Source organism: Paramuribaculum intestinale (assembly GCF_030759015.1).
GTDB lineage: Bacteria > Bacteroidota > Bacteroidia > Bacteroidales > Muribaculaceae > Paramuribaculum > Paramuribaculum intestinale.
This window is the reverse complement of the sequence record NZ_CP098825.1, coordinates 2480128-2501225: the sequence shown is the minus strand read 5'-3', so window position 1 is coordinate 2501225 and position 21098 is coordinate 2480128. Positions and strand designations below refer to the sequence as shown.

Below are 21098 nucleotides of genomic sequence, written 5' to 3'. Positions count from 1 at the left end.
ATTAATCTCAAAAACCACTCGCAGCCTATTCATGCGGGTAGCTTATAAAATCAGGCCGCGGCTTCAGCAAGTCGCGGCCTGATTTATATTCTTTTGATTTTATCGGCGTGGCATAGAATGTTGCCGGAGCTGTTATGGCACCGGGTTCCGTTCCCGGGCGTTATTTCACCCAGAGCATCGGGTTGAGCTTGGTGCGCTCTTTGCGCAGCTCGAAGTGAAGTATGGAGCGGTCATCTTCGTCAGGGTCGGGATATATGGTGCCGAGTGTCTGTCCGGCATCTACATCCTGCCCTTTATGGACATCAATCTGCGATAGATTGGCGTAGATGGTCAGGTAGTTGCCGTGACGCACCATGATGATCGTGCCGTAGCCGGGCTGCTTGAATATTTCAGATATCCGGCCCTTGAACACTGCGCGGGCTTTGCCGCCCCCTACGGCCTCTATGTCGATGCCTGAATTGTCGGTCTCCACATGTTCGAGTTCGGGGTGTTTCTGGCGTCCGAATCCGCGTACCACACGGTAGCGTCCGGCCACAGGAAACAAGAGCCGTCCCTTGTTGCTCTCGAAGCTTCCTGTGAGGGCGCGGTCGGCAGCTGCGACGCTTGTCGGAGCGGCTGCTGTGGATTTGGTAGGTTTCGCCGCAGTGGAGGTTGCCGGTGTTTTCGCTTCGGCAGTGGCTTTGCCGGTCGATTTTGCATTACCGGCTTTGCGCTGCGCTTCCTTTTCGCGGCGTTCGGCCTCGCGCTGCTCTTTCTCCCGCCGGCGTTGTTCTTCGGCTATCAGTTTGTCAAGTTCGCTGTCGAGGGCGCGAGCTTTCCGCTCTTTCTCTTTAAGAAGAGCTTTGAGCGATGATCCTTCGCTGCGCAGCTTGCCCACGAGCTGGTCGGTTTCCTTGCGTTGTGCCTCAAGCTGCCGCTGTGACAGCGACATGCGTGCCACGGCCACGCTGCGCTCGCGGCGGAGGGTGTCGAGGCCAAGGCGATGGAGCTCGAGCGAATCGGCTGCGCGGCTGATGCGCTCTGTCTGGTTGCGTCGCCACTGGCCGAAGCGTTGCAGGTAGCGTACTCTCTGCCATGCGTGGCTGAATGTTTCGGATGAGAATATGAAGGCGAGAGTGTTCATCGCTCCGTTGCTCCCCTGGGTACTTCTCAACGCCGAGGCGTAGGCCTGTCGCATCGCCTCCACGCGGCTTTGCAGCGCGGCTATTGAATCGGCGGTGGCTGCTATGCGGCTGTCGAGCGAGTCGACTCCCTGCTGCATTTTTCCGATTTCACGCGTGGTGTTGGTGATTTCGCCCGAGAGGGCATTGAGCCGTGCGAGCTGCCGGCTTGTCTCGCGTGTGTTGGCCGTGATTTTTTTCGAGGTTTCGGCTATCTCGCGTTTCGTATCTCGCTGTTCGGTGCGCACGCTGTTGATGTCGCGCTTCGCCCGACGTTTTTTCTGTGTCGCTGCGTCGGCAGTGGCTGCTACGATGAGTGCGGCGGCAAGAAATGTGATGATTGATCTCATTAGAGGGTTAGCAGTTTCGTCAGATCTACTTCGCTGTATCCTTCGGGAATGGTTATAGGCCGTGCGGTCGCGTCATCGTTCCAGCGTGCCCGTCCGAAGTCCCATTCGATGGTGCCGCTGATGCTCTTTCCTTTGATCTCGGAGCGCCACGTTGTCTTTGCGGCCATCGTACCGTAGGGTGTAGCGGTCGGATCGGTCTGCTCTATGGAGATCGCGTCGGAGCTGCCCCTGACGGTGGCGCTCGATGCAGTGTCGTCAATGCCGAGCAGCAGGTTCTGGAGGGTGGTCATGTCGAGTCCGGAGCGACGCATGAAGTCGGCCGGATCGACACAGATATACTTCTTGTGGAATTTGTCGATCACCATGGCCGAGTCAGCGGTCAGCCGGGCCTGTGCCACCTCCATGCCGAGCATTCTGAACGACAGGTTGACCGCGCGGCCGCGTTCGAATATGGCGGTGCCGCTGAGCGATGCCTTCTGCGGCTCTGCTATCCGGATCTTCACGGGGATGCTGAGCGCGCTCCATTGCGATGTGGCCGTCACGGCGCTCTCCTTGTGGCTGCGGCATCCTTCCAGACATGCTGTGGCCAGCAGAGTCATTATTATCGCGGTGACTGTGGTCAGGTTTAGACGTTTCATTCGGTGTAGATATTTTTCAGACGTATTTTTCGTGCAAGCGTTTCATTCTCCGGATCGAGCTGGAGGGCTTTTTTCCAGAAGGCTACAGCTTCCTGCGGCTTGCGGTCCATGAAATAGATGTCGCCTGCGTGTTCGTAGAGTTCGGCCGACGGGTCGTCGGTGTGTGCCATGGCGTTGTCAATGGCCTCGCGTGCCTGCTCGTATTCCTTCTTCATGAAGAGCACCCACGCGTAGGTGTCGAGCGAGGTCGCCTCTTCGGGACGCGCGGCCACTACTTTCAATATCATATCCATGGCGCGGTCGAGATCGCGGTTTTCGCAGGCGAGATAATAGGCGCAGTTGTTGAGCGCGGTCATGTTCTCCGGATTCAGCGCGAGTGCCTGGGAGTAGTCGGCGAAGGCGCTGTCGAGATCGCCTTTGGCATATCGTGCGTCGCCGCGTGCGGTGGCTATGTCGCTGAGCAGTTCGGTGTCATCGGGAGGGGTGATCATGCGTGCCACTCCGAGCATGACGAGCGCCGAGTCGTATTGCTCGATCTGTGTCAGTCCGGCAGCCTCGAGTATAGGCAGGGTGGGGTTTTCGGGGAAGAAATGCCGCCCGCGTTCGGCTGTGCTCACGGCGTTATCCATCCGCCCGCTCTGCATGTAGAGGCTTGTCAGTGCGAGCCACTGCCGTTCGTCGTTGGGGTTGATGTCGAGCGAGTAAGATGATTGCTCGGCCGCTCCTTCGTAGTCGTTGATCGCTATGAGATAGTCGCGGTAGAGGTTGCGTACGTCGGCTTCATGAGGATGCAGTTCCACGAGCCGCTTGTACATCTTGTCGATGCGGGGCTGCTGCACGGAGTCCTGATAGAGCGACGCGGTGTAGTCGCGTATGATCTGCAGTTTGGGAGCCACGTCGAGGCTCTCCTGTTCGAGGGCGCGGAATATGTCGGCGTCGTAGGCGGCGCTGTCGCCGGTGGCGTTGTAGTAGTTGGCGCGCGAGTAGTAGGCGATGCCGCTGCCGGGATCGATCTCCACGGCGCGGTTGAAGTAGACGAGCGCCGAGTCGGTGTCGCCGAGATCCATCTCCACATTGCCGGCGAATATGTTGTAGTCCACCACTCCGGGAGCCGCGTTCACGAGCCGGCGGGCGTCGGCGATCATCGCGGCGGTGTCGCCCTGCTGATAGTGTAGCTGCACCATCATCTGGGCCAGGCGCACGCTCGGGCCTTCCGATGTCCACAGCGAGTCGTAGAGCAGTCCGGCCTTGGCGAGCGCGCTGTCCGAGCCTTCGGCGGTCAGCGCTTCGGCCAGCCGGAGTGTCAGTTCGGGACGGTGAGGTTGGGTGTTGTGAAGCCGCCCCCATACGTCTATGGCGCGGTCGTTGCGTCCGATCTGCGACGATACGGCGGCAAAGAGCACACATCCATAGAAGTCGTCGGGATTGGAGTCCGCATAGTCGGCCATGAGCTGGTAGCCCCGGGCCATTTCGGCGCTGTCGCCTCTGGCGAGCCTCATGCGCATGTAGCCCAGCTCCATGCCTACGTATTTGTCAGAGGAGTCAAGCTCGTGGGCGCGTTTGAGCAGCTCGTAGTAGGCGTCGGGATGCCCGGTCTGGTTCTGTCGCTGCCCTTCGAGAAAGATGTAGTCGGCCTTGCGCGTGTCGGCCTCGGCGTTGCGGTCGTGGCGCTGTCGGGCGCCTATGGCGGCGATGCCTACGGCTATGGCGGCCAGCAGGGCGGCCATGCGCATTGTCGTGGTGGTGTTCATCATTCGAGTCCGGTATGTCCGAATCCTCCGTCGCCGCGCCGGGTAGCCTCAAGTTGTTCGGCGGGCTCCCATTCCACCTGCGAATAGCGCGTCACTACCATCTGGCAGATGCGCTCGCCGTCGTTAATGGTGAACGGCTTGTCGGACAGGTTGATCAATATGGCGCCGATCTCGCCGCGATAGTCGGCGTCGACGGTGCCGGGGGTGTTTACAAGTGTTATGCCGCTTTTGAGAGCCAGGCCGCTGCGGGGACGCATCTGGCATTCATAGCCTTCGGGAAGTGCTATGCGCAGCCCGGTAGGGATCAGGGCGCGCTCCATAGGCATGAGCGTGACGGGCGCCTCCAGGCATGCGTGGACATCCATTCCGGCGGCCTGAGGAGTTTCGTAGGTGGGCAGACTGTGGCCCGAACGGTTGACGATCTTTACAGTCACTCTGTCCATTTGTATTCGATGATTTCGTGATTGACGATTAAGAGCATGTATGCTGTAACAGTTTCATACTGCTCAAGGATTCAAACAACAAAATTACCCAAAAATATCTCAATCCGCTTTATTTTTATGCCAAAAATGGCGGGTGACAGATTCAAGGCACCCTATTTTTGAGTTTTTTTAAGTTCTTTTATGTATGGGCGGATAAGTCATTTTGCGCTCCAGGATTGTTGTCTTTACTGAAACGCATAGATGTTTGAAAGACTATTGAACGTGACGCACCAACAGGACTATATGCAATTCTACATCCCTCGTCCCTGTTGATCGGGTAGTGATACCGGGCTGCAGGGCTCTCATAAATAAATAGTTGAAACGTGAGAGGAGGAGTCGGCTCAGCCGGCTCCTCCTTTGCGTTTTATCTGCGTGTGGCGGTGAGGGTGGGTTCAGACCGCACGTAGCGGTGTCATACGTTGAAGAGGAAGTGCATTATGTCGCCGTCTTCCACCACATACTCTTTGCCTTCGACTCCCATCTTGCCGGCGGCTCTGACAGCGGCTTCTGAACCGAGCGACACGTAGTCGGGATATTTGATCACTTCGGCGCGTATGAATCCCTTCTCGAAGTCGGTGTGGATGATTCCGGCGCATTTTGGGGCTTTGCTGCCGCGCATGAATGTCCAGGCTCTCACTTCGTCGGGGCCGGCTGTGAAGTAGGTCTGAAGGTCGAGCAGCGAATAGGCCGCGCGTATGAGGCGCGACACGCCGCTCTCTTCGAGGCCGATCGATTCCAGAAATTCGCGGCGCTCCTCGAAGGTGTCGAGTTCGGCTATCTCGGCTTCGGTCTGTGCGGCCACTATCAGCAGTTGTGCGTTCTCGCCTTCGATCGCTTTTCTGACAGCCTCCACGTAGGCATTGCCGGTGGCTGCCGACGAGTCGTCGACGTTACACACGTAGAGCACAGGCTTGTCGGTGAGCAGGCACAGTTCGCGGGCAAAGCGCTGCTCGTCGACCGTATCAAACTTCACCGAGCGCGCCGGGCGTCCCGCCGACAGTGCGTCGTGATAGGCCGACAGCACTTCATACTGCAGCTTTGCCGTTTTGTCGCCGCCGGTCTGAGCCTGTTTCTGGGTGCGGGCCATGCGCGAGTCGACGGTTTCAAGATCCTTCACCATCAGCTCGTAGTCTATTATCTCTTTGTCGCGCACGGGATCTACCGAGCCGTCGACATGGGTGATGTTGTCATCGTCGAAGCAGCGGAGCACGTGGATGATAGCGTCCGTTTCACGGATGTTGGCCAGAAACTTGTTGCCAAGTCCCTCGCCTTTGCTGGCTCCTTTCACCAGTCCGGCTATGTCGACAATCTCCACGGTGGCGGGTACCACGCTCTTGGGCTGGCACATCTCGACGAGTTTTGTCAGACGGTCGTCAGGGACGGTTATGACTCCGACGTTCGGCTCGATGGTGCAGAACGGGAAATTGGCCGACTGCGCCTTGGCGTTCGACAGACAGTTGAAAAGGGTTGACTTGCCTACGTTGGGCAGGCCTACTATGCCGCATTGTAATGCCATGATTTCAGTGATTTTCGTGTTTTGGTGTGCAAAGTTACTTACTATCTTCCAAATCGCCAACCGTCATTCGGGGGTGCTGACTATGTGCACGTCCATCTGCGGGAAGGGGAAGCTTACGCCGGAGGCGGGCAGCTCGGTGTAGATGCGGCGTATGACGGAGTTGTAGAGTCCCCAGTAGTCCGATGTCCGGGCCCAGGCGCGTACCGTGAGGTTGACGCTGCTGTCGGCGAGCGATGCAATGTCTACCGTAGGATCGGTCACGGGCACTTTTGTCAGTGCGCGTATGGCGGCCTCGGTCTGACGCTGGTGGGCGAGAAGCCTGCGGCGCGGAGAGCTGAATAGGCGGCGCAGCCAGGAACTTTTCTGCGACATCTCGCTGTCCGATGCCGTTTTGATTCCGTTGCTGTCGCTGTCCGGATCGACTTCTTCGGGCTTTACGTCGGCGGCGCGCACTACAAGAGGTTCGCCGGCCAATATGTCGAGTATGGCTTTTTCGGCCGTCTCGAAGCTGTCGCCGTATGAAATGCCTATATCCCACTGTACCCGGCGATACTCCTGGCGCGACCAGTTGTTGATGCTGCCGGTCGACAGCCCGCCGTTGGGTATGATGATCGATTTGTTGTCGGGAGTGCAGATGATGGTGTGGAATATCTGTATTTCGGTCACAGTGCCGGCAAATCCCTGCGCTTCGATATAGTCGCCGATACGATAGGGCTTGAGGAGCAGTATCAGCACTCCTCCGGCAAAGTTCTGGAGGGTGCCGCTCAGTGCCATACCGATGGCGACGCCGACCGATGCGAATACGGCCAGGAATGAAGATGTGTTGATGCCAAGTATGCCTATGACGGTGATGATCAGTATGAAGTAGAGCAATATCTTGATAAAGCTCAGCACGAAGGTGGTCAGCGACTGTTCGACGTTGCGCCGGTGGAGTATCGTGGCGGTGATGGTGAAGAGGCGCTTGATGATGAATTTGCCGGCATAGAACACCACTATGGCTATTGCCAGATGTATGGCGAACTCTATCAGACCCGATACCATGCGGTTGATCAGTTCGTCGAACGACAGTGACTTCAGCGCTTTGAGATCCTGCGCCGCGTCAGGGATCGAGTCGGAGGGTAGCGAGATAGGTATCTGAGAGAGCAGTCTGTAAAAATTGTGTATCATCATGTAGTGTTATGTGTTCGGATGTAGTGTTCAGTCGATATGGTAGGAGGGATTGAGCGAGGTGACGTCGCGGTGCCAGTCGAGGTCGCGGTGGTTATACCATCTGATGGATTTTATCCCCTGGCTGTCGGTGGTGACCGACGGTATGAAGCATCCGAGGCCTGTGTGGCGGCTCATGTCGAGGCCGTAGCTCTGCGGCGTAGCTCCGGCATATACTACTGTGCGGCCGAAAGCGTCGTTCCATGCGTCGAGCAGTCGCGGGTCGACGGGCAGCGCGCGGATATAATCGGCCATGTCCCATGTGTAGGAGGGCACGCTGCGGCGGAAATATGGCACTCTGACATAGTTTGACGGCGGTGTGGCGCCGGTGCGCATGATGTCGGCGGTGGCCTGCGCGAGCTGCTGCAGCGGTTCGGTCATCACCACGGAGATTGTGCAGTATTTGTATTGTACCGTTGGGCCGAGGTAGAAATCAAGTGTGTTGGCCGCGATTTTCGAAAGATCAAGATCCTGTTCGAACATGGCAGGGATGTTGACCGCGTATGGCATCCCTTCAATTGGCAGTTCGGTGCCCGACGATATGATCGCTTTGGCGGCTGTGCGCAGCTGATAGGCCACTTCGACGCTTGCCATGAGGCAGCAGTCGAAATAGATGAAGTCGAAGTCTTCGCCGTCGAGAGCCTGCGCGAGTGTGGTGATCTTCATTGTGGTTCGTCCGGCCGAGGAGTTGTCATCCTGCCCGAAGGAGTAGGTCGACGCTGTGGTGCGTGAAGCCGCGTCGTCGAGCCATCCTGTGCCATGACTCCACATGACAAGCCCGCGCTGTGTGGCGGGAAACAGGGTGCGCACATCCTCGATCACCTGCTGCATCCGGCTGACCGACAGACTCGATTCGTTCTCGGAATAGGATTTGATGACGATGGTCTGTTCGGGGGTGATGACGCGGAGCTCGGGCGCCGATGAAGCGCCGTCGTGATACACCACTAAATTGCCGCCGTTGAGGTGACCGGCACGGGCGGCCGCCTCCATCTGTGCGATGTTGTCGTCATCGACATGGTAATACGAACCGAGGTTGTTGTCGGCCACCATATAGACGAGTATGGTGCGGTCTGTCGCATCAGGTTCAGGTTCCGGTGTCGGTTCGTCGGAGCCTGAGCATGACGGCATCACTGCGGCCGATATGACCGCAAGCAATGAAGTGAATATGTTGGTAAGGTGTCTTCTCATGTGTGAAGTTGTGGGAGATTTTGCAAAGTTACGAATTTTGCCGCAGATGGCGAAAAAGGGCGGTTGGCATAAGGAAGTAAATCAGCTACGCTGTGTCGAAATATTGCATTTCGACACAGCGTAGCTGTAGGGGCTGTAGTTGTCTGTGTAAGTGCCGGTCAGTCGCCGGTGTCAGTGGCCGATGGTTGCGGTGAGTGTTCCCGCGTTTTCGTCGGCTGTGATCTTGACGATGTCGCCGGGCTTGGTGTCGACCGATGTCTCAAGTCCGCGGTAGGCGATCTTGCACGGACCTCCTTTGACTGACTTGATAAGCGCATGGTCGAGATTGCCGCCGCGGGCATATACCGATACTTCGAAATTTCCGCGAGCAAGCAGGCCTTCGATCTGGCTGTCGGCCCAGTCCGACGGAAGAGCCGGCAGAAGGTTGATCGTGCCCGTGTGGCTCTGCATGAACAGTTCGGCTATGCCGGCCGTGCCGCCGAAGTTGCCGTCGATCTGGAATGGCGGGTGGACGTCCCAGAGATTGTCGGCTGTGCCCTGGCGCAGCAGGTTTTTGAAGAGCGTATAGGCGTGGTCGCCGTCGAAGAGGCGTGCCCAGTGGTTGAGTTTCCAGCCCATGCTCCAGCCGGTGGCGGCATCGCCGCGTTCGCGGAGCGTCTGACGGGCAGCGTTAGCCAGTAGGGTATCGGTCATGGCATTGATCGAGCGTCCGGGATGCAGTCCAAACAGATGGTTGGTGTGGCGGTGAAGGTCGTTGGGATCATCGATGTCGTCGCTCCACTCCTGAAGCTGTCCGTGGCTGCCTATGCGGTAGGGGGCGATGCTGTCGAGAAGGCTCTGCCATTCTTTGACTGACTCCTGGTCGGTATCGAGTATCCGGGCGGCCTCTATCGCGTCAAGCAATATCTCACGGGTGACGGCGTTGGCGTAGGTGGCTCCGAGATCGCACTGCCCATGTTCAGGCGAATAGCTCGGGGCGGCCGTGTAGGTGTCTCCGTTCTTATAGAGCAGGTCGGAAGCGAAGTCGGCGCTCGACTTTATGATCGGATAGCCTGTTTCGCGGAGCCAGTCGGTGTCGCGGGTATAATCGTAGTATTCCCATATCTGCGACGCGAGCCAGGGACCGGCGCTCGGGTTGTAGTTCCATGTCATGTCGCCCGAGTTGAGCGGAGCGGTGAACCCGAATATGTTTGTGGATATGCCGGCTGTCCATCCGCGGGCGTTCCAGTAGTCGCGGGCTGTGTTTTCACCCGGTTTGACAAGGCCGCGGATATAGTCTATATATGGCACGAAGCATTCGAGCAGGTTGGTCGATGTTGCAGGCCAGTAGTTCATCTGCACGTTGATGTTGTTGTGGTAATCCACGCGCCACGGTCCGTCGAGATTGTTGTGCCAGATTCCCTGCAGGTTGGCCGGCATACTGCCGGGACGCGACGATGATATGAGCAGATATCGTCCGAAGTTGAAATAGGTTTCTTCCAGACCGTGGTCGGCAGCGCAGTCGCGGTAGGCGGCCAGACGGCGGTCGGTGGGCAGCGGGGCGGGGCGTTGCTCTCCGGGGTTGATGGCGAGCTTCACTCTGTCGTATAGGCTGCGGTAGTCGGCGAGATGGTCGGCGTAGAGCTTGTCGTAGCTCTTGCGCGAGGCAGTGTCGATGATCTTGTTGACGATGACTGCCGGATCGCCTCCGACAAAAGCTTTTGGATCAGCGGGGTCAGGATCGAAGTTCATTCGGTAGTCGGTGTCGCCGGCTATGAGGAATACCACGTCGTCGGTGCCGCTGACAGAGAGGGTGCGTGTGTCGGCGTCGGTTTTGACAGTGCCGCCTCCGTTCACGCGGGCTTCGACACGCATGGCCCACTGCATGCCGTTGTTGTCTATGTGACCCTGATAGAGGAGGCTGTTGCCGTCGACGGCTGTCACTTTGTCAATCGTCTGTGGGGTGACGAAAGCGAGCTCAAGATTCTGCAAGCCGCCTTCCGACTGGAATCGCCACACCATCACGCTGTCGGGATAGGAGCAGAAATAGCGGCGCGCATATTTCACACTGTCGGCGGTGAAGCTGACCAGAGCCACCGATTTGTCGATGTTGAGCACACGGCGGTAATCGCTCACCGCCGACTCGTCGATCGAGGTGTTCACAAGCAGTTCGCCCATTTCGGTATAGGTGCCGAAGCGATGGCGGTCATAGTCTACCGTGCCGCGGAATTCGGCCGACACCATGCGTCCGGCCGTTGCTTTGTCGCCTTTTGCAAGCAACTGGCGTATGGAGTCGAGCGTGGCCGGATTCACCTTGCGGTTCATGGCCCAGTATTGCTCGGTCCCTGTGCCGGGGCCTCCCGTCCATAGCGTCTTTTCGTTGATTACCACACGCTCCCTCCCGACGGATCCGAGTATCGATCCGCCAAGCGAGCCGTTGCCGATAGGAAGCGAGCGCGACTCCCATTCTCTGTCGGGGTTGACGGGAGAGCCTGAGAAATCGTGTATCTTCCATGGTTCGCTCATTTGCGAAGATGTGGGAGTGTCAAACCAGATGGAGTTGCCGGCGATGTACTCGTCGGGTGAGGGTATTGTGGCCTTTTCTCCTTCGCATCCGGCTATGGCAGCCGCAGGGATCAGCGCTAACGATGCGATGATTGTCTTGAATTTCATGCTGTGGATATGTTTTTTCATGGAGCGGTGCCCCGGTGTGAGTGATTCTACAAAATTAGTGAATGAAACTGTAAGTTTCTGTGTCTTGTAGTGTTTTTTTGATGTTTGGGGGATTGTGAAGGCTCCGTTTCATTTTTTGCGCTTCATGGCGGCGACTATCTGTGGGGCTATTATGGCATAGCCTTTGTCGTTGGGGTGAAGTCCGTCGATAAAGAGGCTCTCGTTGATTTTGCCGTCGGATTGCAGCATCATGATGCCCGGATTTATATATCGGGCGCCCTTATCTTTAGCGATCTGCTCAAGCAGTCTGTTGATGGTCGCTACTGTAGGTTCGAGGTTGCGCCGCGGAAGTAGTCCGGCGAGTATGATGCGAGCGTCAGGCTGTCGCGTTTCGATCGCTTCTACGAGGTGTCCGATACCCTCGGCGATCTCGTCGGGTGTATTGAACGCGATGTTGTTGGTGCCGATCATGACCACGATGTTTTCGGCATCCGTTCCGTCAAGTTCGCCGTGGTACACTCGCCACAGCACATTCTCGATCTTGTCCCATCCACACCCCATGTTGACGAATCCTTCAGGTTCCATTGTCGTGCGCCATGTCTCCGGGCCATGTACGCGGATATTGCCCGGCTTGCCGCCCCAGTAGTGCACGATGGAATTGCCGATAATCAGATTGGATGGCCGTGCGCTGTCAATGTAATGGCAGATGTCATGATGGCGTTGATGCCAGTCGTATGCTCCGATATCGCGTCGCTGGCTGACTTCGACGCACGTCGGTGCGTTGCCCTGCCTCATGCCCAGTATCTCCCTCACTTTCGTTTCTACCGACGAGGCGCGTCGTCTGGCGTCAGGAGTCGGAAGGTAATGGATGGTTGCGGATGTGCTGTGGTTGATCGAGTCGCATACGGCCTGAATCACTTTGCTGTCGCTGACGACGAGAATCGGCGTTGCCGGGCTGTTCTGTCCTGTTTCACTGATGACGCCTGTTATTGTCGCGGCGTATGATCGTGGGTCGGTATCGGTGCTGTCTGTGAAGTCGAGGATGTATAGCCTGGCTGTGGTTTGCTTTGTCAGGGCGGTGATTGCCGTATCGGTTTTTCCGACGCATGATATCGTCATGATTGCGGTCGGCAGGTCAAGATTGCGCTGCATGTCGGTGATCCATTCCACTCCTGCTTCGGTGTCATCGCTGCAAAACACGATGATCGGACGTGAGGAGTCAGCTGCTGCAAATCTGAATGTGGCTCCCGACTCCGTGCCTATCTCAATATGTGACACATGATGTGTCAGTGGCGGATAGTAGCGATATTCCTCACTGGCTCCATGCGTTGCCTTGGCATGATATGTCAGATATGGCGCTGTATTTGCGGGTCGGCATAAATGCCATACGCCGTCGCGGTCAACGTGGTATAGCCGTCCCGCATCGTCAGTGGTCGCTCTTGTCTTGATCTCCTTGGAGTCGGTGAAGAAAACGGTCGAAGGTACAGCGTAAAGCAATGCCGGCGTGTGGTTCTCTTCGTGGATAATCTGTGTTTTGCATGAGGGATCGTGCCATAGCGTGGAGTCCGGATGGGTGTATGCGCCGACGGGAGCGCATACAGCTGTGAGCGCCGCAATGATTGATGACTTCAGCATGACTCGCGATAATGATTTGTCCATGGCAGTCGGGTTGTGGTTTGTGAGGTTTTGTCTGTTTGACATTGGCAAAATTAAACATTCTGTAATGAAAACCGGGTTGCTTTTGTCGTTTTTCTTCACCCTCCGGCTCGCGACATCCTCCGGCGTGAAGTAAAGTGTGGCCGTTTTGAAACGCAAAAAAATATTAAATCATAAGGAGTTTTCAGGATTTACATTAACTTTGCAGGGACGTAAAGAAAAGTAATTCTCTTAAATCAAACTACGATGGTAAACAGCAAGCCTTATGTGATCGGTATCGACATGGGTGGCACCAATACGGTGTTCGGCATTGTCGATGCTCGCGGCGTGGTTTTGACGAGCGACTCGATCAAAACGAAAAAACATTCGAATATAAACGATTATATCGACGAGCTATATACGGAAACCATGAGGCTTGTTCGCGCGATCGACGCCGAAGGCAAGATCTTCGGCATAGGCGTGGGCGCTCCCAATGCCAACTATTTCACCGGCATGATAGAGGACGGCGTCAACCTTCCATGGCCCACCCCGGTGCCTTTCGCGCAGTTGCTTTCGGAGAAGTTCGGTATCCCCGTGGCGATCACCAACGACGCCAACGCGGCTGCTATAGGTGAGATGACCTACGGTGTCGCACGTGGCATAAAGGACTTCATAATGATCACGCTCGGCACCGGTGTCGGCAGCGGTATCGTGATCAACGGTCAGCTCGTCTATGGCCACGACGGCTTTGCCGGAGAGCTTGGCCACGTGATCGTGAAGCGCAACAACGGACGCCTCTGTGGATGCGGACGCGCCGGTTGTCTCGAGACATATTGCTCGGCCACCGGAGTGGCGCGCACCGCACGCGAATTTCTCGAAATCCGCACCGAGCCCTCGACGCTCCGTGACATACCCGTCGACGCCATCACGTCGAAGGATGTCTACGACGCCGCAATGGCCGGTGACAAGATAGCGAAGGAGATCTTCGTCTATACCGGCACAATACTCGGCGAGGCACTCGCTGACTTCACGGCATTCTCGTCGCCCGAGGCATTCGTGCTGTTCGGCGGACTCGCCAAGAGTGGCGAGCTGCTCCTCAAGCCTCTCCGCGAGGCTATGGAGCGCAATATGCTCAGCATCTACAAGGGCAAGGTGAAGGTGCTCCAGTCGGAGCTTCGCGAAGCCGATGCCGCGATACTGGGCGCAAGCGCTCTCGGTTGGGAAGCCAAACCTATCGGCGTGGCCATCACCCCTCCGCCGGCATCCGCCACGCCGGCCGCGCCGCAGCCCTGAACGGGTAGCGGCTCTTGAAACAGACTACTTTTGCAAAGAATCATAAGTTTAGTTAAATGGCATGTCCCCTTGCGACCGTGAGGCCGTGAGGGGATGTTATTTTGACACGTCGTTGTTCGGGTGAGCGGGGGCATGGTCAGTCGTCGTGACTGCAGGCTCTATGAGTTACTTATGATATTGAGGCCTTCGAGCCTCAGCACTCCTTCGTCGAGCATCCTGCGCACGACAGGTATCAACTCCTTGACGGGTCGCTGGAGCTGCAGCGCAATGTGGTCGAGCGTGTGTCCGCCGGGCTGTGACGCGATGTAAACGATGGTCTGTTCCATCGTGCAGGAGTCGGCAGTCTGCCCAGGCGTAGACTGCCTTGACTCACGGCACACGTCGCAGTTGCCGCATCGGCAGGCATCCTTCTCGCCGAAGTACTGGAGCATGCGGACCACACGGCATGAACCTGCATTGAACACGAAGTCGGCCATGGCGTCGAGACGTCGCTTCATGACCTCCCTGCGCTGCTCGTAGACGCTGACGGGTATCTGCACGTAGCGCTGCTCGTCGCGTGATGTCAGGAAGTAGATGTAGGGCTTGTTTGATGCGGGCACATAGCTTGCCACATGGTGTCGCCCCAGTGATAGAAGCGACTGGTAGATCTCGTCGGCTGTCAGCCCCAGTCGTCCGGCTATCTGGTTTTCGTTGATGGCAACATAGTCGGCAAACAGGCCTGTATAGGTTCGCAGCAGCTGTTGCAGCACATCCTCATCGGTCTTTTCGAGGCGCAGTCCGTAGAGCTCGTCGCGTCGCATGGTGAGCATGATTCTCGACCGGGAGGCGACGTCGTCGACATACTGCCAGTAGCCGGAGCGGGCCAGCAGTTCTATGGCGCTGCGAGTCATGCGGGGTTGTCGGCCGAACCTGCGGCAGAAGTCGTCGAGATCAAATTCGTAGACGGCATTGTAGCCGTCGCCGATGGCGATACCGAGCGACACACACACCTGTGAATAGATCTCCTTGATGAAGTCGCGTGGCGGAAAGGCGTCGGCGAGTCTGCGCATGAGTGTGGCGCGGTCGTGGCGCGAGGCTATCGTGAGAGCATACGACGGCTTGCCGTCGCGTCCGGCTCTGCCTGCCTCCTGATAGTATTCTTCGAGCGATGGCGGCAGATCGTAGTGGGCCACGAAGCGCACGTCGGGCTTGTCGATCCCCATGCCGAAGGCGTTGGTGGCCACCATGACACGTATATGCCCCTCCTTCCATTGTTTCTGTCTCTCGTTTTTCTCTTCGATCTCCAGTCCGGCGTGATAATGTGCCGCCGATATGCCTTCGGCCTGAAGCATGTCGGCTATCTCGCGCGTGCGTCGTCGTGATCTGACGTAGACTATGGCCGAGCCAGAGGTTCCACGCAGCGCTTTCAGAAGCAGTCCGTCCTTGTGATCGGCCGCCCTGACTATGTAGGATATGTTGGAGCGGGCAAAGCTTGCGGCGAACACCCTCCGGCCTTCGAAGCCGAGGCGCTCCATGATGTCGGCGCGCACTTCGGGAGTGGCCGAGGCTGTCAGCGCCAGAAGCGGAACGTCGGGAAACAGTGTCCGCAGCCGGGCGATGTTGAGGTAGGAGGGACGGAAGTCATATCCCCATTGCGATATGCAGTGAGCTTCGTCGACGACGATCAGGCTGACGTCGATGTGGCGCAGCGTGTCGAGAAACGTATCGCTCTGCAGCTTTTCGGGCGAGATGTATAGGAATTTCGCATGTCCGGCGTTGCAGCGGTCCACCCCGAGTTTGTGCTCGGCGCGTGTCAGTCCGGAGTGCAGGCACACGGCGCGTATGCCGCGCCGCGCCAGATTGTCGACCTGGTCGGTCATGAGCGAAATCAGCGGGGTGACCACGACCGTCAGTCCCGGTAGTATCATTCCCGGCACCTGAAACGTCAGCGATTTGCCTCCTCCGGTGGGGAGAAGTCCGAGCGTGTCGTGTCCCGACAGCACCGATGCGATGATCTCTCCTTGAAGCGGTCTGAACGAGTCGTAGCCCCAGTACTTCCGGAGGATCTCTTCGGGTGTCGGCTGATTAGGCCGTGACATCATTCGGGAATGCGGATTTCCTTGATCAGTAGCTGTATGGCTCCGGCGGCTGCCTGATGCTTGTTGTCCTCGATGGTGAAGGCTATGTCAAACGGACGCCGCGAGTGGATGTAGTCGAAGTGTTGCGCCATGTTGAAGGCGATACAGTTGAACACCTTGCCCGAGGTGTCGTCGACAAGTTCGAGTTTTATGTGCTCGAGGTTTTTGCCAACAAGCTTGCTCGTGCCGAAATCCATCACAGAGCGGGCGCAGAACACCGGTTTCTGGTTGCCCGGCCCGAACGGGTTGAAACGCCGCAGTGTTGCCACAAACTCGCTGGTGATCTGCGCGAATGTGATCTGTGCGTCGATGTCAAGCAGGGGAGTGAGCTGGTTGGGCTGTATGTTGGCCGATACGTATTCCTCAAACCGGCGTGTGAATTCCGGTATGTTCTCCTCTTTCAGCGACAGGCCGACAGCATAGGTGTGGCCTCCGAAGTTCTCGAGTATGTCGCGGGTGGCTTCTACGGCTTTGTAGACGTCAAAGCCCTGCACCGAGCGCGACGAGCCGGTGGCCATGCCGTTGTTGAGGGTCAGCACCACTGCGGGCTTGTAATAGAGTTCTGTAAGGCGCGAGGCCACGATGCCTATGATGCCACGATGCCAGTCTTTGTTGTAGATGACGATCGATTTCTTGTCGGAGCAGTCCTCGCCGCGGGCCTCGAGTATGGCGTTGGCCTCTTCGGTGATACGTTTGTCGAGCTCCTTGCGGTCCTGATTGTAGCGGTCGATCTCCTTCCCTTTTTCGTGCGCTTCGGCGGAGTCGCGGGCCACAAGCAGATCCACGGCCTCACGTCCGCTCTGCATGCGTCCGGAGGCGTTGATGCGGGGGCCGATCTTGAAGATCACGTCGGAGATGGTGATCTCACGCCCGCTCAGACCGCAGATGCGTATTATCGCTCTGAGTCCGAGGTTGGGATTGGAGTTGAGACGGCGCAGGCCGTGATAGGCCATGATACGGTTTTCGTCGACCATCGGCACGATGTCGGCGGCAATGCTGACAGCCACCAGGTCGAGCATCCCTTCGAGTTCGGCTCCGGGGATGCCGTTGGAAATCGCGAAGGCCTGCATGAACTTGTAGCCCACTCCGCATCCCGACAGGTGTGAGCACGGATATGTGCTCCCTTCGAGCTTGGGATTGAGTATGGCCACGGCGTCGGGCAGACGGTCGTCGGGCACGTGGTGGTCGCAGATTATGAAGTCGATGCCGAGACTGCGGGCATAGTCGATCTCGTCTATGGCCTTGATGCCGCAGTCAAGTATTATCACAAGGCTTACGCCCTGCGAGGCTGCGTAGTCGATGCTACGCTTCGAAATCCCGTAGCCTTCGTCGTAGCGTGTCGGGATGTAGTATTCAACGTTGGAATAGAAGTTGCGCAGATAGCGGTAGACGAGCGCCACGGCGGTGGTGCCGTCCACGTCGTAGTCGCCGTAGACCATTATCCTCTCTTTCGCCCCCATGGCCTTGTTGAGCCGGGCCACGGCTTTGTCCATGTCCGGCATAAGGAACGGATCGTGAAGATCCTTGAGCGATGGATGGAAGAAATGTTCCGCTTCCTCGACCGACGTGATGCCGCGCTGCACAAGCAGACGGCTTATCGGCGGACAAGCTGCGTAGCGCTTAGAGAGTCGTGACTCGTAGCTCTGCTCTTCTGACGAAAGGGTTGAATAGTTCCATTTGCTTGTCATTTATGTTTTTATTTTTTATTTCCTTTCAGCACGCGCGGTGCGCGTGGATGCCGTAGCCCGGGGGCTGTGCATCCTTGTCAGAGGGGAGCGGAGGAGCGTCGGGGGTCGTCGGCTGTCTGAAGAGAGTTGAGAGAGCCTGCCCCGGCTTACAAAGTTAGCGAATCCGACCCGAATATCCAAGTATGTTAAGTTTATTTAGAGATAGGCTTTGGGTCATGTCTTGGATGTGAAAAAAGCCGAACAGGCGCCGTATCCTTAGGGATGCGGCGCCTGTTTCAGCTTGTGTTATGGCTTTATGCGCGGATATTAGTCCACGTATTTTTTCACGATTACTGTGGCGTTGTGGCCTCCGAAGCCGAAAGCGTTGGAGAGCGCTGCGCGCACTTCGCGCTTCTGCGCTTTGTTGAAGGTGAAGTTGAGGGAGTAGTCGATATCCTCGTCTTCGTCGCCCTCTTCGTGGTTGATGGTCGGGGGTACGATGTTTTCTTCGACGGCTTTGATGCTGAAGAGAGCCTCGAGTGCTCCGGTGGCGCCGAGAAGATGGCCTGTCATCGACTTGGTGGAGCTGATGTTGAGCTTGTAGGCTGCCGGGCCGAAAAGGTCCACGATGGCCTTTACCTCGCTCTTGTCGCCCACGGGGGTTGAGGTGCCGTGTACGTTGATGTAGTCGATCTCGTCCACGGTCATGCCGGCGTCTTCGAGCGCTGCCTTCATCGAAAGCTTGGCGCCGAGTCCTTCGGGATGGGTGGCGGTCAGGTGGTATGCGTCGGCGCTCATGCCTCCGCCTGCGATCTCGCAGTAGATCTTGGCTCCGCGTGCCTTGGCGTGCTCAAGTTCTTCGAGGATAAGCACTGCCGATCCTTCGCCGATGACAAATCCGTCGCGGCTCTTGCTGAAGGGACGCGATGCTGTCTCGGGCGAATCGTTACGGGTGGAGAGGGCGTGCATCGAGTTGAAGCCGCCAACTCCTGCGGGATAGATGGCTGCTTCGGCGCCGCCGGTGACGAAGGCGTCGGCTTTGCCGAGGCGGATCAGGTTGAACGCGTCGATGATGGCGTTGTTGGATGATGCGCAGGCTGATACCACTCCGTAGTTGGGGCCGTGGAACTCATACTCCATCGATACATGTCCCGACGCGATGTCGGCGATCATCTTGGGGATGAAGAAGGGGTTGTATTTGGGGCCGTTGGCTTCGTTCATGGCGTAGTAGCCGGCTTCCTCCTCAAAAGTGTGGAGTCCGCCGATACCGGCGGCCACGATGACGCCGATACGGTTGCGGTCGAGGTTGGGCGCCTCGAGGATGTTGCTGTCGGACACGGCCTGACGGGCTGCCACCAGCGCATACTGCGCGTAGAGGTCAAGCTGGCGGAGCTTCTTGCGGTCGATATGGTCGGCGCCGTTGAAGCCCTTTACCTCGCAGGCAAACTGGGTCTTGAATTTCGAAGCGTCAAAATGAGTGATGGGTGCGGCGCCGCTCTTGCCGGCCACTGCGGCCTCCCAGGTGGAGGCTACGTCGTTGCCCAGCGGAGTGATGGCTCCGAGTCCGGTCACTACAACTCTCTTTAATTCCATTCTTTCTATCTCTGTGTGGATTGGTTGGCTTTAGGATTGTTTGTCCTGGCTGGCCTTATTGGCTGTGCGGGACGTCGGTCGGGCGTCTATAACGCCCAAGCGGCACACCGTCAACAGGGAGGAGATGCGCCGCGTGCGTATAGTCCCCTTTTGACGGGGGCTGTAGGGTGATGGATGAGGTGGGTAATTACTTGCCCTCCTCAGCCTTCTCGATGTAGCTGATGGCGTCGCCTACAGTGGCGATGGTCTGTGCCTGATCGTCGGGGATGTTGATTCCGAACTCCTTCTCGAACTCCATGATGAGCTCTACGGTGTCAAGGCTGTCAGCGCCGAGGTCCTGGGTGAAGTTTGCAGTTTCGGTCACTTCGTTCTCGTCAACGCCGAGCTTGTCGACGATGATAGCTTTAACGCGGGATGCGATTTCTGACATTTTTTTCGATTTTATGATTAATGAATTCTATTTTGCGGTGCAAAGTAAGCGATTTTTCTCCAAATGATAAAACTTTGAGGCTATAAACTGACTGTCGGAGGTGATTTTTATCGGTTTTTGAGTCAGGAGTGTCGCTTTTTGGGATCGGAGTCGGTGTCGGAAGACAACAGCGGCGCGATGGCGGCGTTCCATATCCGGTCGGTGGCTCCGAGCTGGCTGCGAACGTAGTCGCCGGCGGCCTGTCCGGCCTTGGCGCGGCAGTCGGTGTCGGTCGAGAGGCGGTCGAGTATGGAGTCGAGTGTGGTTCGGTCGGTGTAGCAGAATCCTCCGCCACACTGAATAAGGTCGGTGGCTTCCTTGAATTTTTCGTGTCGTGGACCGAACACCACCGGAAGGCCGTACACAGCCGCTTCGTTGATGTTGTGGATTCCGGCACCGAATCCTCCGCCTATCAGGGCGGTGTCGGCGTAGCGGTAGAGGCTGGCGAGTTTGCCGAAGCAGTCGATGATCAGGCACCGTGCTTCGCCGGGAGTCTGGCCGGCTTCGAGCTCCGACAGGGTGATTGCGCCCCCTTCGGGCATCCGGCGCAGGGCAGATATGCGTGCTGCGTCGAATTCGTGGGGGGCTATTATGAGGCGTGTCGATGCCGGGGCGGAGTTGAACCAGCCGATGTAGTGTTCTTCGTCGGCCGGCCATGAGCTTCCGGCTATCAGGGTGAAAGCTGAGGGAGCTACAAAGCGTTCCACCTCGGGCATTTCGACTGTGGTGTTGAGGATGTCGGTGACGCGGTCAAAGCGTGTGTCGCCGGCTACGGTCACCTCGCGGCATCCTATGCCGGAGAGCAGGCGCTGTGAAGTTTCGTCCTGCACGAAGATGTGTGTGAAGCAGCGGAGCATACGTCTGAATGTGCCGCCCCACGGTCTGAAAAATATATGTCTGGGCCTGAAGATGGCCGATATCAGGTAGACGGGTGTGTCGTGTCGCTGCAGTTCGTCGAGCAGGTTGCCCCAGAATTCGTATTTCACGAATATGGCGGCCATAGGCCTGACGGTCTCCACGAAGCGACGGGCCTGGCGAGGGGTGTCGGCGGGCAGGTAGCATACGATGTCGGCTCCGCGATAGTTTTTTCTCACTTCGTAGCCCGATGGCGAGAAAAACGTGAGCACGATGCCTGTATGCGGGCTCTCGTGGCGTATGCGCTCGATGAGCGGGCGTCCTTGCTCGAACTCACCGAGCGACGCAGCGTGGATCCACACATACCTGCGCCCCGGCTCGAGAGCCGAGGCCAGGGTGGGGAATGTCAGGCGGCGTCCGTCGCGCAGGAGAGCGGCCTTGGCGTTGCGCGCGGCTGCCGCGCGTATGCCGAGGTCGTAGAGCCGCACGGCGATATTGTAGAGCGCGTTCATTGCGGTGATATGCT

At 57.5% G+C, this 21098-nt stretch carries 15 protein-coding genes; 1 reads left to right on the top strand and 14 read right to left on the bottom strand.

The window, feature by feature from the left end:
* Positions 1–160: 160 nt before the first annotated feature.
* The 9 genes from NF347_RS11185 to NF347_RS11145 all read right to left on the bottom strand — a co-directional run bounded on the left by NF347_RS11185 (position 161) and on the right by NF347_RS11145 (position 12602).
* Positions 161–1510 (bottom strand): murein hydrolase activator EnvC family protein, encoded by a 1350-nt coding sequence (locus NF347_RS11185; protein WP_107034975.1) that lies wholly within the window; start codon positions 1508–1510, stop codon positions 161–163.
* Entirely contained in the window at positions 1510–2148 is a 639-nt protein-coding gene (locus tag NF347_RS11180; protein WP_107034976.1) for a DUF4292 domain-containing protein, read from the bottom strand. The genes NF347_RS11185 and NF347_RS11180 overlap by 1 nt, the downstream gene beginning before the upstream one ends.
* Positions 2145–3902: a tetratricopeptide repeat protein gene (locus NF347_RS11175; RefSeq protein WP_107034977.1), complete on the bottom strand. Its 1758-nt coding sequence runs from the start codon at positions 3900–3902 to the stop codon at positions 2145–2147. The genes NF347_RS11180 and NF347_RS11175 overlap by 4 nt, the downstream gene beginning before the upstream one ends.
* Positions 3899–4333 (bottom strand): dUTP diphosphatase, encoded by a 435-nt coding sequence (dut, locus tag NF347_RS11170; RefSeq protein WP_107035074.1) that lies wholly within the window; start codon positions 4331–4333, stop codon positions 3899–3901. Before dut ends, NF347_RS11175 begins: the two co-directional genes overlap by 4 nt.
* 460 nt (positions 4334–4793) lie before the next feature.
* Positions 4794–5897 carry a redox-regulated ATPase YchF gene (gene ychF, locus NF347_RS11165; RefSeq protein WP_107034978.1) on the bottom strand — a complete coding sequence of 368 codons (1104 nt, stop codon included), beginning with the start codon at positions 5895–5897 and terminating at the stop codon, positions 4794–4796.
* 63 nt (positions 5898–5960) lie between these two features.
* Positions 5961–7067, bottom strand: a complete 1107-nt coding sequence (locus NF347_RS11160) for a mechanosensitive ion channel family protein (RefSeq protein WP_107034979.1) — start codon at positions 7065–7067, stop codon at positions 5961–5963.
* Positions 7068–7094: 27 nt separating this feature from the next.
* The gene (locus tag NF347_RS11155; RefSeq protein WP_107034980.1) at positions 7095–8291 is read right to left on the bottom strand and encodes a clostripain-related cysteine peptidase; all 1197 of its coding nucleotides are present in this window, start codon (positions 8289–8291) and stop codon (positions 7095–7097) included.
* A gap of 171 nt (positions 8292–8462) precedes the next feature.
* Positions 8463–10943: a glycoside hydrolase family 95 protein gene (locus NF347_RS11150; RefSeq protein ID WP_205961044.1), complete on the bottom strand. Its 2481-nt coding sequence runs from the start codon at positions 10941–10943 to the stop codon at positions 8463–8465.
* 129 nt (positions 10944–11072) lie between these two features.
* Positions 11073–12602 (bottom strand): GDSL-type esterase/lipase family protein, encoded by a 1530-nt coding sequence (locus NF347_RS11145; protein ID WP_161953375.1) that lies wholly within the window; start codon positions 12600–12602, stop codon positions 11073–11075.
* A gap of 243 nt (positions 12603–12845) precedes the next feature.
* On the opposite strand from NF347_RS11145, the gene NF347_RS11140 reads away from it, so the two are divergent.
* Positions 12846–13871 carry an ROK family protein gene (locus NF347_RS11140; protein WP_107034983.1) on the top strand — a complete coding sequence of 342 codons (1026 nt, stop codon included), beginning with the start codon at positions 12846–12848 and terminating at the stop codon, positions 13869–13871.
* A 158-nt stretch (positions 13872–14029) separates the two neighbouring features.
* Here NF347_RS11140 and NF347_RS11135 read toward each other — a convergent pair whose 3' ends face one another.
* From NF347_RS11135 to NF347_RS11115, 5 genes are all read right to left on the bottom strand, one after another.
* The gene (locus tag NF347_RS11135; protein ID WP_237612967.1) at positions 14030–15952 is read right to left on the bottom strand and encodes a RecQ family ATP-dependent DNA helicase; all 1923 of its coding nucleotides are present in this window, start codon (positions 15950–15952) and stop codon (positions 14030–14032) included.
* Positions 15949–17676 carry a single-stranded-DNA-specific exonuclease RecJ gene (recJ, locus tag NF347_RS11130; RefSeq protein WP_107034984.1) on the bottom strand — a complete coding sequence of 576 codons (1728 nt, stop codon included), beginning with the start codon at positions 17674–17676 and terminating at the stop codon, positions 15949–15951. Before recJ ends, NF347_RS11135 begins: the two co-directional genes overlap by 4 nt.
* Before the next feature lie 306 nt (positions 17677–17982).
* Positions 17983–19248, bottom strand: coding sequence for a beta-ketoacyl-ACP synthase II (gene fabF / locus NF347_RS11125; protein WP_107034985.1), 1266 nt, complete (start codon positions 19246–19248; stop codon positions 17983–17985).
* Between the two features lie 187 nt (positions 19249–19435).
* Entirely contained in the window at positions 19436–19678 is a 243-nt protein-coding gene (locus NF347_RS11120; RefSeq protein ID WP_107034986.1) for an acyl carrier protein, read from the bottom strand.
* Positions 19679–19800: 122 nt separating this feature from the next.
* A complete protein-coding gene (locus tag NF347_RS11115) occupies positions 19801–21084 on the bottom strand; it encodes a 3-deoxy-D-manno-octulosonic acid transferase (protein ID WP_107034987.1) in 1284 nt (427 codons plus the stop codon).
* Positions 21085–21098: the final 14 nt, after the last annotated feature.